The organism is Providencia sp. PROV197 (assembly GCF_028479625.1).
Classification (GTDB): Bacteria; Pseudomonadota; Gammaproteobacteria; order Enterobacterales; family Enterobacteriaceae; genus Providencia; species Providencia vermicola.
This window is the reverse complement of record NZ_JAMPNZ010000014.1, coordinates 195,250-210,166: the sequence shown is the minus strand read 5'-3', so window position 1 is coordinate 210,166 and position 14,917 is coordinate 195,250. Positions and strand designations below refer to the sequence as shown.

Genomic DNA, 14,917 nt, shown 5'->3' with positions numbered 1-14,917 from the left:
AATGGACATCTTAGAAAATAAATTCAAAAAAGCGCTAAAAAGTGGCCAACCTCAAATTGGTTTATGGCTGGGTTTATGCAGCCCGTATAGTGCCGAGTTGTTAGCGGGTGCTGGCTTTGACTGGCTACTGATCGACGGAGAGCATGCACCGAATAATGTACAGACAACATTATCGCAATTGCAAGCGATCGCCCCTTATTCATCGCAACCCGTTGTGCGTCCACCGTGGAATGATCCTGTGATCATTAAACAACTGTTAGATATTGGCGCACAAACTTTGTTGCTGCCAATGGTACAAAATGCCGAACAAGCGAAGCAAGCAGTACGCGCAACACGCTACCCACCCGCAGGGATCCGCGGTGTTGGCAGTGCACTAGCACGTGCATCTCGCTGGAATCGAGTCCCTGATTACCTCACTCGTGCCAACGATGAAATGTGCGTGATCGTGCAGGTCGAAACCCGCGAAGCAATGAATAACCTGCCAGAGATCTTAAAAGTAGAAGGCGTCGATGGTGTATTTATCGGTCCAGCTGATCTCAGTGCAGACATGGGCTTTTCGGGAAATCCTAACCCCCCTGAAGTCAAAGCCGTGATAGAAAAAGCGATTGTACAAATTCGTGCTGCGGGTCTCGCCCCTGGCATCTTAATGGCAGCCCCTGAGGTTGCTGAACATTATCTGAAACTCGGCGCACTGTTTGTCGCTGTCGGCGTTGATACTACGCTGCTAGCACGTACCGCCGAAGCCCTTGCCGCAAAATTTGGCAAAACGGTCTCGGAAGTGACATCCAGCACACCTAGTGTTTACTAACTAAACCTGCTTATTTAGATAACTTTTTACCCTACAGACAAACGGCTTATCTAAACGAGTGAAATATTAAAATCGCAATAAAGGGCAGACACCACCATGACTGCCTCATCGTCCCTTGTACCTATAATAATTTTCAGAAGAAAGAATTGAGGGCCCTACAATGAGTAATCAACAACTTGCAAGCACTAACCCTGCTGAACAACATAAAAATTTAACTGAGCCGCAGCAGCGGGTCATTAATAAATTATTCAAACGGCTGATCGTCTTTTTATTCGTGCTGTTTGTTTTCTCTTTCCTAGACCGTATTAACATTGGCTTTGCGGGTCTCACCATGGGGAAAGACATCGGCCTGACCTCAACCATGTTTGGTTTAGCTGCCACCTTGTTCTATGCCACCTACGTTATTTTTGGTATTCCAAGTAATATTATGTTGGGGATTGTTGGTGCGCGTCGCTGGATAGCCACCATCATGGTACTTTGGGGGATTGCTTCAACGGCAACCATGTTTGCCACAGGGCCAACAAGTTTGTACGTTCTGCGAATGTTAGTGGGTATCGCTGAAGCGGGCTTCTTGCCAGGGATTCTGGTGTATCTAACTTATTGGTTTCCAGCCTATTTCCGTGCTCGTGCTAATGCCTTATTTATGATTGCGATGCCAGTCACCATGGCGTTCGGATCCCTAGCTTCTGGTTATATTTTAGGGATGGATGGCATTTTAGACCTAAAAGGCTGGCAATGGTTGTTCCTGCTTGAAGGCTTCCCTTCCGTGATTTTAGGTGTGTTAGTTTGGTTCTACCTTGATGATTCACCGAAGAAAGCCAAATGGCTGACGCAAGAAGATAAAGACACACTGCAAGAAATGATGGATAAAGACCAGCTGGAACTCGTGCAGCCACAAGGGTCAAAAAGCCACAGTGCCCTGCAAAATACCAGTTTGTGGAAAGAGATTTTCACCCCTGTTATCTTGATGTATACCGTCGCTTATTTCTGTTTAACCAACACGTTAAGCGCGATTAATATCTGGACGCCACAAATCATGCAGAGCTTCAACCAAGGCAGTAGTAATGCCATGATTGGGCTACTTACCGCTATCCCACAATTCTGTACGATTTTGGGGATGATTTACTGGAGCCGCCGTTCAGATAGATTGCAAGAACGGAAGATGCACACCGCCCTACCGTATTTATTTGCTGCCGCGGGTTGGGTTCTCGCTGCAATGACTAGCCACCCAATTATTCAGCTGATTGGTATCATTATGGCATCAACGGGTTCATTCACCGCGATGGCGGTATTCTGGACAACGCCAGACCAATCGATCAGTTTACGCGCTCGCGCCATCGGTATTGCGGTTATCAACGCAACGGGTAATATAGGTTCCGCCGTCAGCCCACTATTGATTGGTTGGTTAAAAGACCAAACGGGTAGTTTTAACTCAGGTTTGTATTTTGTGGCTGGCCTGCTGGTGGTCGGCGCGCTGTTAGTCATTGCTATCCCAATGAAAAACTCAAGGCCAAGGGCAACACCTTAAAATTTTGATGGTTCGAATGTTTTAAATGTTTTAATAACTTATGCTGCAAATAATTATTAAAGGGTGTTACCCAAAATAATTTGGTTTGCAGCTAGGCGGCAAGCAAGTTAATCCCTAGGAGCATACTGAAGTATGTGGCTAGGGTTGGCTTGTGAGGCCAACAACGCTGCGAGCCGAAGAATGAAGGGTAACTCAACTTTAATTACGAATATCGACATCAGTACAGACTACGACGAAACCCAAGGCACCAACGACGTCCACTACCAAACCTTCGGCAACATGGCTGCCTTTTTTGGTCGTGATATGCAGGCGCATCGCCATGATGGTTTCTTCCAGTTGCATTATTTGGTCACTGGCCACATTACCTTGCAGCTTGACGAATTACGCTATTCTGTCCAGGCACCGTTGTTTATTTTAACTCCCCCTTCTGTCGCCCATGCCTTTTTTACTCAAGAAGACACGGACGGGCATGTACTGACTGTGCGACAAGATCTTATCATGCCACTGCTTGAGTCGCTTTATCCTGCTCATCCTGATTTAGTGGATATTCCTGCTATTTGCTTATCTGTTGCCGATAAGCTCGATGATATTGATACTTTCAATCATTACTGGGCATTGATGGCGCGTGAATCAGCAAATAACAATGTAGGGAAACATCAGGCTTTATCCTCTTTGGCGCAAGCACTTTTTACTTTTCTACTACGGTCAATCCCATTAGATGGGCACCCGACTAGCGGTGTTCGAGGGGAGCATCGCCTATTCCAACGGTTTAACCAATTAATTGACTTACATTATCATGAGCACCTTGCCGTACCTGAATATGCACAAAAACTTGGCGTAACAGAATCGCGCCTCAAAGATATGTGCCGCCGTTTTGCTAATCGGCCGCCAAAAAGACTCATTTTTGACCGTATTCTACGTGAGGCCAAGCGTTTGCTTATTTTTTCGGACAGCCCTGTTTCTGAAATTGCCTACCAACTCGGGTTTAAAGACCCAGCCTACTTCGCTCGCTTTTTTAACCGACTCGTCGGCAGCTCGCCGAGCACTTGGCGTGAACAAAATATCCATTAAGCGATCAAATATTTCCCTTTCACTTGAAAAGTTTCATTGCCGTTGAACAATTCAGCGGCAATAAATTTCATTTTACATTTTAAAAACATTTTTATCTCTTATCAATTTTGTTTTAACTTACTTAAGCAAGGTTGTCCAGAATAACAAAAAGTGAAATTAAAGGACAAAAATTAGGCATGTAAATAAAGTAAAATAACTTATTGTTAATATATAAACAAACTTCAATATTATGATATTTAGATTATTTTAATTAAAAACAATGATTATATTAACATTAAAATATCGATAGGATCACATTTCTTTTATAAATTTCCCATACCAACGAAAAGTACCAGTAAACCTTTCTAAAGTCTCTTTAAAATTGTCTCAGAAAGCGATTCAATTAATAAACACAAAACAAACATAAAATTAACATATTCGCTTGCACCTTTGTCCCCTATCAATGCAAGCCCTCATTGTGAGATAACGAGGTAGACATGAAACCAGAAGATTTTCGCTCAGATGCTAAACGCCCTTTTAATAGCCAAGAATACCTAAAAAGCCTACAAGATGACCGTGAAATTTATATTTATGGCGAACGCGTAAAAGATGTCACCACTCACCCTGCTTTTCGTAATTCAGCGGCTTCTATAGGACAGTTATATGATGCGCTCCATGATAAAACGACTCATGACCAGCTTTGCTGGAACACCGACACAGGTAATGGTGGATACACGCACAAGTTCTTCCGTTTCGCGAAAAGTGCAGACGAATTACGCCAACAACGTGATGCTATCGCAGATTGGTCACGCCAGAGCTACGGATGGATGGGACGCACTCCAGACTATAAGGCGGCATTCGCCAGCTGTTTAGGCGCAAACCCTGAATATTACGGCCAATTTGCGGATAACGCGCGCAACTGGTACAAACGCATTCAAGAAAGCGGCTTATACTTTAACCATGCGATTGTTAACCCACCAATTGATCGCCATAAGCCCGCAGATGAAGTGAAAGATGTTTATATTAAACTCGAAAAAGAAACTGATGCAGGGATTATCGTCAGCGGTGCAAAAGTCGTCGCAACCAACTCAGCCTTAACACACTATAACTTTATCGGTTTTGGTTCTGCGCAAGTGATGGGCGATAACCCTGACTTTGCACTGATGTTTGTTGCACCAATGGATGCCGACGGTGTGAAATTAATCTCTCGCGCCTCTTATGAATTAGTGGCTGGCGCAACTGGCGCACCATTTGATTACCCACTTTCCAGCCGTTTCGATGAAAATGATGCCATCTTAGTGATGGATCATGTGTTAATTCCATGGGAAAACGTCTTGATTTACCGTGACTTTGACCGTGCTCGTAATTGGGCTGTACAAGGTGGGTTCGCACGTTTATTCCCATTACAAGCTTGTGTCCGCTTGGCCGTTAAATTAGACTTCATTACCGGATTGTTACAAAAAAGTTTAGAATGTACAGGTGTTATTGATTTCCGTGGTGTACAGGCTGATTTAGGTGAAGTGGTCGCGTGGCGTAACCTGTTCTGGTCATTGACTGATGCAATGACATCAGAAGCGAAAGCGTGGGAAGGCGGGGCATTCCTACCAGATACCCAAGCTATCCAGACATACCGTGTTATGGCACCTATGGCCTACACCAAAATTAAAAATATCATTGAAAGTAACGTAACGAGTGGGCTGATCTACTTGCCATCCAGCGTTCGTGATATGAATAATCCAGAAATTGATAGGTACTTAGCTAAATATGTACGCGGTTCAAACGGAATGGATCACGTCGAACGTATTAAGATCCTCAAACTCATGTGGGATGCAATTGGTAGTGAGTTTGGTGGTCGCCATGAACTGTATGAAATTAACTACGCAGGAAGCCAAGACGAAATTCGTCTGCAATGTCTGCGTCATGCACAAGGTTCTGGCAACATGAAAGCCATGACAGATATGGTTGATCGCTGCTTATCAGATTACGATCAACACGGATGGAAACGTCCACACCTGTATAACAATAATGATATTAATCAGTTAGATTCGCTGCTGAAGTAATCAGTAGCAGGAGGTCAATATGTCTTTAGAAAATGAACATCGCCTGCGTTTCAGAGATGCGATGGCTAGTCTCGGTGCAGCAGTGAACATAGTCACCACGGATGGTACTGAAGGTCGCTGTGGAATTACAGCAACTGCAGTCTGTTCAGTTACGGATACGCCACCAACTTTGATGGTATGTGTCAACCGCAACAGTGCAATGAATGCGGTATTTCAAAAGAATGGCCGCCTGTGTGTGAATGTGCTAAGCCATGACCAAGAAGAATTAGCGTGCCATTTTGCGGGAATGAAAGGTTCCACAATGGAAGAGCGTTTTAACTGGAATGTGTGGGATAACGGTATTTTACAGCAACCATTATTGAAAAATGCCCTCGCTAATCTTGAAGGCGAAATCACGCAAGTTCAGGACATTGGTACACACTCTGTCTACATGGTTGAAATGAAACAAATCATTGTAAATGACACAGGGCATGGGTTAGTTTACTTTAAACGTAAATTCCACCCTGTTATGCATCAAATCCTTGAGCCAACAGCTTAACGGATAATCTAATACATCAAAGCCCCCTAACCGGGGCTTTTATTGTTTAATTAAACATAATAAAGTTGTCATTACCTCAATTAAATCCCACTTACTCCCTTAGATATTTATTTCGCATTTTCCACTTTAAATAATATAATAAATTACTCTAATGCAGTTTAATTGACATATCCCGAATTACGGGTATAAACTGACACCATACAGTTGTATTCCACTATAAATAAAACCCATCCTAAAATGAAATATTTAATTAATCAGCATGTTACCTATGACAGCAATCAGGGGCTGTTGTATACGAGTCACGTTGACGACGCAATTAAGCTGACGACAACGTTAAATCGTTTACTTTTAGTATTAGCACAAAATAACGGAGAAGTTTTAGATAGGGAAACTTTATTACGTCGTGTATGGGAAGAACATAACCAAGTTGTTTCTGACAATAATTTAAATAGCAGTATTTCTGTTTTGCGCCGCCATTTATCATCTTTTTTTGATGATGAAATTATTTCAACTATTCCAAAAGTAGGAATAAAATTTTCAGCTAATTTAACCTTTGAAATAAGCGAAGAACAGCCTGAAGAAACTATTTCAGAAATCCCCTCCCTCTTATCTCCATCGACTGAGTCTTCTTTAGAAATAGATGAAGAAAACGAAATAAATGCCAAAACCCCCGTTAAAAAAGCTTATATTTTAAATAATCGCTACCTAGAAATAACACTGATTGCCGTTATTATCTTTTGTTTGCTTTATTTATTTAAAAGCTACTTTTTTGCTAGCCGTACTGAATACCCAGAAGTCGGTCAAATTGATCAGTGCTCAATTCGTTATATAAACAGTTACCATAAGGCAGATACTCGCTCAATGAGTTTTTCTGTACTAAAAGATAGGCTAAAAAGTTTAAATATTGATTGCAAGAAACCCGCTACTATTTTTTACTATAATGTGGGAATTATCACCCAAAATAAAAATTTCGATGATGACTATCTATTTTTATCATACTGCCCTAAAACTGCAAAAGATGGTGCTACAATAAGTTGTGAGAATTTCTATGCCAAATAACAAAGCTGTACGATTTGTTTTTTTACTCCTCACCACCACCACTTTGATTTTAATTAGCTTATATACATATATTCAACTTAATACACCTATTGTACCTGACTGCCGTGCAACTTTAAAAATTGATATCTCAGACGATCGCTCTAGCTTAAATGGCTATTACTTATTGAGTATCATTCCAAGTGAGGATAATGATAATCAATATTCTTTTATCATGTCAGGAGAAATTAATTTTAATCATAAAAAATTCATTATCTCCCGTAAAATGCTTATTGAATACAAACAGCAAGGCGGTCATTTTTTTTCTCGGATAAAAAATATTTACATTGACCCGAGCGACCAGGCTGGCGATGACATTTATATACGAGGCCTCCCGCAGCTTAACCAAATTTACTTCACTAGAGTAAAACGGTTAAACGATAAAAATTATATTTTTGAAGAAAATTACTCGCCAATGTTTATTTGTACAATCTAATCACTGTTAGTAACCCTCAAAAAAACAACAAAATGCATCAGATATTCTAATATCTGATGCATTTTTTTTGTATTTTAAAAAATTCATACATTGAAACATATTAAAACACCTTAAAATCACAAAAATTAATTATTTACTTCAATATTAATGAAGCATAAAAATATTAAAATCCATTAAAAAACAACAACAACGAAGAATAAATGTTCATATTAGATTAAAATTTAAGAATTTTATTTCGCTATACACTCAGTAAGGGTAACATAGCTCTCGTCGAATAGACTGATATTCAAATATCATTTCCTGATATGAAAGTACGAATGGATACAGGTTTATAAAAGGCCCAATTTTTCTTTTATATATAACCAGTTACATCCCAATGATGGGTAAGTAAATCAATTCCTATAATGCCCGCTAGTTAAGAGGCTTCATTATGGAAATTGTTAATTTTTCTCTTAAGGATTTTAGTATGAAATTAAATAAATTATCTGTTGCTGTTTTATTTGCTGCGTCAACACTGTCTACCTCTGTATTAGCAAGTGGCAACTCAGGCGAATTACATTTCAGCGGCCAAGTTGTTAATGCGCCATGTAATATTGAATCTGAAAGCACTAAACAAGAAGTTCCTTTTGGTCAACTTTCTCGCGCATCTTTAGAAGCAGGTAATGCAGCTGAAAAAGATATCGCGATTAAAATCAAAGACTGTAATTTCGATGAATTCAGTAAAGATAAAGATGATAACTGGGTTGCAGTTAAAGATATCAAAATTACCTTTGGTGGTAAAAACTATGTGGGTACTAACAAAGAATTCTTAGGTACTACAGGTTCTGCAACAAACATCGGTGTTCAGATTAAAGACTTTAAATTTGATGAAGCTAAATCTGTGATGAACCAAATTCGTAATAAACAAGGTGAAAACGTTTTAGAATTTACTGCATTAGCTAAACGTGTTGATGGTGCTGTTGCAGTCACTGAAGGTGAATTTAGCTCTATTGCTGATTTTAAAATCACATACGAGTAATTTTTTAAGGGAGGATTTTATTCCTCCCTATAAAAAGGTTCATTATGAAAAAAAATATTTATATATTAACCACCTTATTATTGAGCTCTATTAATTCTTATGCAATAGATTCTAATTTAGGACATGTACAAGATGGGCTTCGTGGTGAGGCGGTAATGCAAGGCTATATTGTTGCTGCCCCCTGCTCTATTGAAACAGATAGCCAGTATCAGTATATCAATTACGACTATATATCTAACTTTAGTATTAACGAAATAGAAGATAGAAAAATAACGCGTAAGCCATTTTATATAAAATTGAATAACTGTATTAGCGAATATGACAATAATAACCACAAAGGCATTAAAATTCGCTTCTTTGCCCCGCAAGATATATATAGCAATGCAATAAAGCTTTCAGGACCTAAGCCTGGTGTTGTTCTATATATTTACGATAGTAATGACAACTTATTAATGCCAAATAAGCTTTATTCTATATCTAATAACTACATTTATTTTGATCATAAAAGTAAAGAAAGCTATTTGAAATATGAAACAGAATTAGGCACAAGTAATAATGAAATTACGCCTGGGGATTATTTTACCACTATTAAATTCAACGTTACTTACGATTAATAAATAAACACATAATTAATTCGATGAAAAAATCATGGTTAGACTTAATATTTATTCCTACATTATTGTGACGTCTTTTTTATCTTCTATTTCTTCAATAGCCTATGCTGTCGAATTTAATACGGATATGTTAGATACCGAAGACACACAGAATATCGATTTTAGCCAGTTTTCTCAGGCCGGATTTATTATGCCTGGCACTTACCATTTAACACTCAAAGTCAATAATGAGAGTATGGGAAGTGCACAAGATATCACAGTAATCGCACCGCAATCTCAAGAAAATAATTTATTCGATACGGTTTGTATTCCTTTCAATATTTTGGATCGCTTAGGATTAACGCCTGATGCAATCAAATTAGTTCAATATCGTGATAATGGAAAATGCTTGGATTTGTCCGCACTTGAGGGGGCAACGCTGAATGTTGATTTATCCACATTAACGCTCTCAATTTTAATTCCACAAAGCTATTTAGAATACACTGATCCAAGTTGGGTTCCTCCTTCCCGTTGGGAGGAAGGTGTTAATGGCTTTTTATTAGATTACAACCTCACAGGTTCTTTAACGCGTAGAAACTCAGGCTCTCGAGAGTCATATATTTCAGCCAATGGAACAACAGGCCTTAATTTTGGTGCATGGCGCTTACGGGGTGATTACCAAGCCAATTACCGTAAATCCACGGGGAGCTTTGAGAACCAATATAGCGATGCTTCGTTTAGCCGCTTATTCGCATATCGTTCAATTAAATCAATAGCATCTATTTTAACTCTAGGTGAAAACTACTTTTACTCTGCTATTTTTGACTCTTGGCAGTACACCGGTATTTCTCTTGAAACCGATGAAAACATGATGCCGCCAAAGTTAACAGGTTATGCCCCTGAAATTATTGGTATTGCCCAGACTAATGCCACCGTTATTGTCAAAAGCCATAACCGCATTGTGTTAGAAACAACGGTGCCTGCGGGACCGTTTCGTATTCAAACTCTGGATAGCTCCATTCGTGGAACGCTCGATGTCACCGTGCGTGAAGAAAACGGTGAAGAACAACAATTTAGTATCACCACTGCAGCGTTACCTTACCTAACTCGGCCAGGGCAAATTCGTTATAAATTTGCTGCGGGGAAACCCCGCTTTAATGGCCGAGAACTCGAAGGTGATTTAACCGCATCAGGCGAATTATCCTATGGGTTAAATAACCTGTGGTCTATCTATGGTGGTTCAGTTTTATCAAAAAATTACCAAGCTTTTTCAGCAGGTTTTGGCCGTGACTTATTTACATTCGGTAGCCTTTCATTTGATGCCACCCAGTCGCATGCGCAGTTGATTGATAAAACCTTAACAGGACGAAGCTACCGTCTCAGTTATTCAAAATCGTTTGACGAAGCCAGAACCGACATTACGTTCGCAGGGTACCGTTTCTCTGATGAAACTTACCGTTCATTGCAACAAACCTTGGACGAACGCCGTACTGGCAATGAATCACAAGCCCAGAAAGAAAGCTACCAAGTGAATATCAACAAATATTTTGACGATTTCTCTTTGGGTGGCAACTACCAATACAACACATATTGGAATAGTGAAACTGAGGAACAGTACAGCTTATACCTGAGTACCCTATTAAATTGGGCGGCGCTAGGGCTGAAAAACGTTAACCTCACCGCATCTGCAACCCGTTCAAAAAGAGCAGGCTATCAAGATGATGCGATCAGCTTATATTTTACGATCCCATTATCCCAAGGCAGTAGCTTTAGCTTTTCTGAAGGCTACACACGGGATCAAAATGGCAAGCACAGCTCAACACACAATGTTGGCTACAGTGGGTATAGCGAACAACGCAGCTATAACCTAAATGTGGGTTACCAAACAGGGAACAACCAAGATGACCAAACCAGCTTTAGCGGCTATTTGAGTCAAAACCTCCCTTATGCCTCGATTTCAGGGAATGCCAGTTATGTGCCGAATGAATACCACAGCGTAGGTGGCTCAATTAATGGCGGCATTACCTTAATTAAAGAAGGGATCGCGATGCACCAAGCCGCTTACGGTGGCACGCGTCTGGTCGTAGAAACTCCGGGCGCAGCTAACGTGCCGCTCAGTGGTGGCGTGTACCAAACTAACCACTTTGGTCTTGCGGTATTGCCGAATATCAGCAGTTATCGGAAAACCAGCGCATCAATTAATACCAGTAAATTACCAAAAGATATTGAAGCGTTAGAGACCGTCGCTGATGCTACGTTAACCCGCGGCGCCATTGGCTATCGCAGCCTTAATGTCATTCAAGGTGAAAAGACATTCGCCCGCTTAAAACTTGCAGATAACACCTACCCTCCGTTTGGTGCCAGCGTACGCAATAGCAACAATATCGAGCTAGGTATTGTCGGCGAGCAAGGTATTACATGGATTGTCGGTATCCGAGCTAAAGAATTATTAAATATCTATTGGGGAAACAAACTTCAGTGTAGCGCACAAGTCCCTGACGTGATTAGCCCTCAGGACGTTTACCCTACTATCATTTGTCGTTAATAAGAGAACTAAGATGAAATTGAACCGCCATTTTTTACTTTTAACCACAGCCTTTACGCTCACGGTAAGCGTCTTGAGCACCGCTCAAGCCGCCGTCACGCTTGATCGTACTCGTATTATTTTCGATGGTAATCAACCCTCTATCAACATAACCATCCGCAATGACAACCCTGAACTGCCTTACTTGGCGCAGTCATGGTTAGAAAATGCGTCTGAGCAAAAGCTCGAAACAGGCCCAATTATTGCCACGCCACCCATTCAGCGTATGGAGCCAAAATCCACCAGTTTAGTTCGTTTAAGTACTGCACCTGATATTGTGAAATTGCCGCAAGACAGAGAATCCCTGTTTTATTACAACTTGCGCGAAATCCCACCTAAATCATCAGAAGCTGGTGTGTTGCAAATTGCGTTACAAAGCCGCGTAAAACTGTTTTATCGCCCAGAAAGTATTGTGGCGCAAAGTAAAACAGATTGGGCAAAACACGTCACGCTAACGCCTGCAGCAACGGGCTATACATTAAATAATCCAACACCTTTTTATTTAACCGTTATAGGCATTGGAAACAGCCAAAAGCAATCTGAAGAGAGTGATTTTGAGGCTATCATGGTGCCACCAAAATCGAATCAAATTATTAAATCAGCCAAATTTTCAACACCTTACCTGACATACATTAATGATTACGGCGGAAAGCCATCACTGGCATTCAAGTGCCAAGTATCACAGTGCAGTGTGACTGAATAATGCGTCAAAATAGAAAGGAGCAGAACGATGAAATTACGTTACTTAGTGCTATGGGCTTTTGCGGCACCTATTTTTGCGCAGTCCACTGCACCAGTCACTACGGGCACAGTCTATGTCAACGCACGTATTGTCACGGCTCCTTGTCTACCACTGATTTCAATGAAACTGAATGAAAATACGTTACTGGCACAAACTTATCAATTAGAAATGAATTTTTCCCATTGTAATCAGTTAGCAAAACGACACGCTTGGGTCCCTTTTACTTTGAAGTTGGGTGCAGAAAAGCATGTGTTAGCGCAACCCTTGCACAATAACACATTTTTGTTATCTATCCCTGCCAATAACACAGCACAACGTCTGGAAATAAATTATGACTAAGTACTCAATATTATTATTTAGCCTTTTATTCCTAACGGCGAATAGCAGTTTTGCCAACAGCCTAACGGTTTATTTTGAAGGTGTATTAGTGCCTTTAGGTTGTCGCCTCAGTGATGATGATGCGCAGAAAAAAGTCTACCTGTCTGGGTTACGCTTTTCATCCCTCGAAACACTAGGGCGCTCTGAAATGCAGCCCTTTAAATTGGATATCGTGGATTGTTCAGCGATGGCATTAAATAAAACCATCAAAATCACCTTAAATACCCAAAATACAGAAGCCCATAATGGTATTAACTACCTAAAAACAACGGGTGAATCCAATGTGTTATTAGCGCTTACGGATAGCAATGGCAAAGAGCTCGACCTAAATACAAAAATAGACGTCAGTACTGTCACTGAATCAGGAAAAGGGTCAATTAATACTCTTTCATTTGGTGTGTATGCACAAAAACCCTTTAATGCGCGTTTAACAACAGGCGGCTTTTCTTCAACCGTGACGTTCAACCTTGATTATCAATAGGGAGAATTAGAATGAAACTAACGCGTTTTGTATTTCCTTTAGTCGGGCTATTTATTTCCTTTGGTACCCAAGCCGATATCTTGCTGTCACTGTCTGCCAAGTTAGTGCGACCGCCTTGTGTGTTAACCGCGGAAAATGGCGAGAAAGAACTATTTATCAATTTTAGAGAAGTTGCACTCGATAGGTTAACCGAAGAAAAACAATCGTTTGGCATTTTGATTAAGCAATGTGAGCTTCGTAAAAATTTACAGGTTTATCTTTCTCCGAGAGAAGGCAATACCCTAACTGTCAATAACGAAACGGTGCTGGCCACCTCAATTAATGGGCTGGGTATTCGTTTTTCAGAAGAAAATAAAAGCACGGCGCTGAACTTGAATAAATGGGAAAGGATCGCCCCTACCATCAGTGGTGATACAGGGAAAATCGTTATTCAGTCGCAACTTGTGACGAATCAAGCTCTAGAAAACCTTACAGCGGGGCCATTTACCGCGGCTTTATCTGTAATGGTTGATTACCTGTAATATTGGGAAAACTTATGAAAAAGTTAAAAATTTATTCACAATTACTGTTATTGCTACCACTGTGTTTAAGCAGCCTACAAGCACAAGCAATCCGCTACGCAGCCGCTGGTGGTGGCTATAAAATGAGTTTAATTTCGAGCAATTCGGTTGTTGCGACGAACCCGACAGTTGGCTCCGATAACAATAAATATTATTTAATTGCTCCTTCCAATAGCTCGGGGATTGTAATTAATGAGTCGACTTCACAACCTTTTGGCCGAGTAGAATGTACCGTTAATTTCCTCGAAGGATACTATCCTCCAGGACTGTCAGACTCTTTCGCGTATCATCGTGTCCTCGCCTATATGCCGGAAGCTGGGTTTTCGCTTAATGGGTTAACGGCCTATAGAATCAACTCAAATACCTTTTTTACACTTTATTCTGATAATGGCATTACTCGTGGGTGGCAAAATATTCCTGCGTACGGGTGCGCAAAAGGAAATATGGGGCCATTAGATACATCTTACTTTACCGTGCATTTTCCGTTTGAAGTGAGGGTTTACGTTAAAGAAATCCCCGTTGATGGCAAAATTGTGATTCCTGATGCGATGATTGCAGGCTATACCCGTTTATTCCAAGACTATGGCACGCCAACTCTTTACGTCCCAGCAGATAAAGCCAGCGTAAAATTAAACCTTACTACATCTGTGGTTCATTACCCATCAAATTGCCGTTCCAATATTGATAATTTAAATATTGACCATAAAACACTGGATGCCTATGAATTTAACAGTAAAGAAACACGCACAGTCACCTATACCTGTGAACGAGTTCAGCCTGTAAAAGTGAAATTAAAATTAGATTACGCAACTGACACCGACCCAGAAAAACGCGTTCCACTAAAATCAGGCAATAATACAATTTACTCTGAAGTCACGCTTTATGATGAGCAAACCAACCAAAGTGGGAAAGAAATTGAAACCACTATTGATAAGGTCAAAAATATTCGCATTGAAAGTCAGCTTTCAGGTTCAGACGCTGAACCTGGAGACTACAAAGGCAATGCTTGGTTAATCGCCACCTTTATTTAATACAGTGGTAATGCA

The 14,917-nt window shown here is 40.5% G+C and carries 15 protein-coding genes; all 15 read left to right on the top strand.

Features of this window, described 5'->3' with window-relative positions; all coding sequences use genetic code 11:
• Position 1: 1 nt before the first annotated feature.
• The gene (gene hpaI, locus PR808_RS07475) at positions 2-808 is read left to right on the top strand and encodes a 4-hydroxy-2-oxoheptanedioate aldolase (RefSeq protein WP_272539025.1); all 807 of its coding nucleotides are present in this window, start codon (positions 2-4) and stop codon (positions 806-808) included.
• Between the two features lie 160 nt (positions 809-968).
• On the top strand, positions 969-2,336 hold the full coding sequence (gene hpaX / locus PR808_RS07470; protein WP_272516356.1) for a 4-hydroxyphenylacetate permease: 1,368 nt from the start codon (positions 969-971) through the stop codon (positions 2,334-2,336).
• 180 nt (positions 2,337-2,516) lie between these two features.
• Positions 2,517-3,407, top strand: coding sequence for a 4-hydroxyphenylacetate catabolism regulatory protein HpaA (gene hpaA, locus PR808_RS07465; RefSeq protein ID WP_272539040.1), 891 nt, complete (start codon positions 2,517-2,519; stop codon positions 3,405-3,407).
• A gap of 476 nt (positions 3,408-3,883) precedes the next feature.
• On the top strand, positions 3,884-5,446 hold the full coding sequence (gene hpaB, locus PR808_RS07460) for a 4-hydroxyphenylacetate 3-monooxygenase, oxygenase component (RefSeq protein ID WP_272539024.1): 1,563 nt from the start codon (positions 3,884-3,886) through the stop codon (positions 5,444-5,446).
• A gap of 19 nt (positions 5,447-5,465) precedes the next feature.
• Positions 5,466-5,984: a 4-hydroxyphenylacetate 3-monooxygenase, reductase component gene (gene hpaC / locus PR808_RS07455; RefSeq protein ID WP_272539023.1), complete on the top strand. Its 519-nt coding sequence runs from the start codon at positions 5,466-5,468 to the stop codon at positions 5,982-5,984.
• A gap of 237 nt (positions 5,985-6,221) precedes the next feature.
• Positions 6,222-7,043 (top strand): winged helix-turn-helix domain-containing protein, encoded by an 822-nt coding sequence (locus tag PR808_RS07450; RefSeq protein WP_272539022.1) that lies wholly within the window; start codon positions 6,222-6,224, stop codon positions 7,041-7,043.
• Positions 7,033-7,515, top strand: a complete 483-nt coding sequence (locus tag PR808_RS07445; RefSeq protein WP_272539021.1) for a FidL-like protein — start codon at positions 7,033-7,035, stop codon at positions 7,513-7,515. The genes PR808_RS07450 and PR808_RS07445 overlap by 11 nt, the downstream gene beginning before the upstream one ends.
• A gap of 466 nt (positions 7,516-7,981) precedes the next feature.
• Positions 7,982-8,533 carry a fimbrial protein gene (locus tag PR808_RS07440; RefSeq protein WP_206084672.1) on the top strand — a complete coding sequence of 184 codons (552 nt, stop codon included), beginning with the start codon at positions 7,982-7,984 and terminating at the stop codon, positions 8,531-8,533.
• Positions 8,534-8,577: 44 nt separating this feature from the next.
• Positions 8,578-9,147, top strand: coding sequence for a fimbrial protein (locus PR808_RS07435; protein WP_206084671.1), 570 nt, complete (start codon positions 8,578-8,580; stop codon positions 9,145-9,147).
• Between the two features lie 34 nt (positions 9,148-9,181).
• Positions 9,182-11,671 (top strand): fimbria/pilus outer membrane usher protein, encoded by a 2,490-nt coding sequence (locus PR808_RS07430; protein WP_272539020.1) that lies wholly within the window; start codon positions 9,182-9,184, stop codon positions 11,669-11,671.
• A 13-nt stretch (positions 11,672-11,684) separates the two neighbouring features.
• A complete protein-coding gene (locus PR808_RS07425) occupies positions 11,685-12,413 on the top strand; it encodes a fimbrial biogenesis chaperone (RefSeq protein WP_206084669.1) in 729 nt (242 codons plus the stop codon).
• Between the two features lie 27 nt (positions 12,414-12,440).
• Positions 12,441-12,791: a hypothetical protein gene (locus tag PR808_RS07420; RefSeq protein WP_206084668.1), complete on the top strand. Its 351-nt coding sequence runs from the start codon at positions 12,441-12,443 to the stop codon at positions 12,789-12,791.
• Positions 12,784-13,311 (top strand): fimbrial protein, encoded by a 528-nt coding sequence (locus PR808_RS07415; protein WP_206084667.1) that lies wholly within the window; start codon positions 12,784-12,786, stop codon positions 13,309-13,311. Before PR808_RS07420 ends, PR808_RS07415 begins: the two co-directional genes overlap by 8 nt.
• A gap of 11 nt (positions 13,312-13,322) precedes the next feature.
• On the top strand, positions 13,323-13,832 hold the full coding sequence (locus tag PR808_RS07410) for a fimbrial protein (RefSeq protein ID WP_272539019.1): 510 nt from the start codon (positions 13,323-13,325) through the stop codon (positions 13,830-13,832).
• 14 nt (positions 13,833-13,846) lie between these two features.
• The gene (locus PR808_RS07405) at positions 13,847-14,902 is read left to right on the top strand and encodes an MrpH family fimbial adhesin (protein WP_272539018.1); all 1,056 of its coding nucleotides are present in this window, start codon (positions 13,847-13,849) and stop codon (positions 14,900-14,902) included.
• Positions 14,903-14,917: the final 15 nt, after the last annotated feature.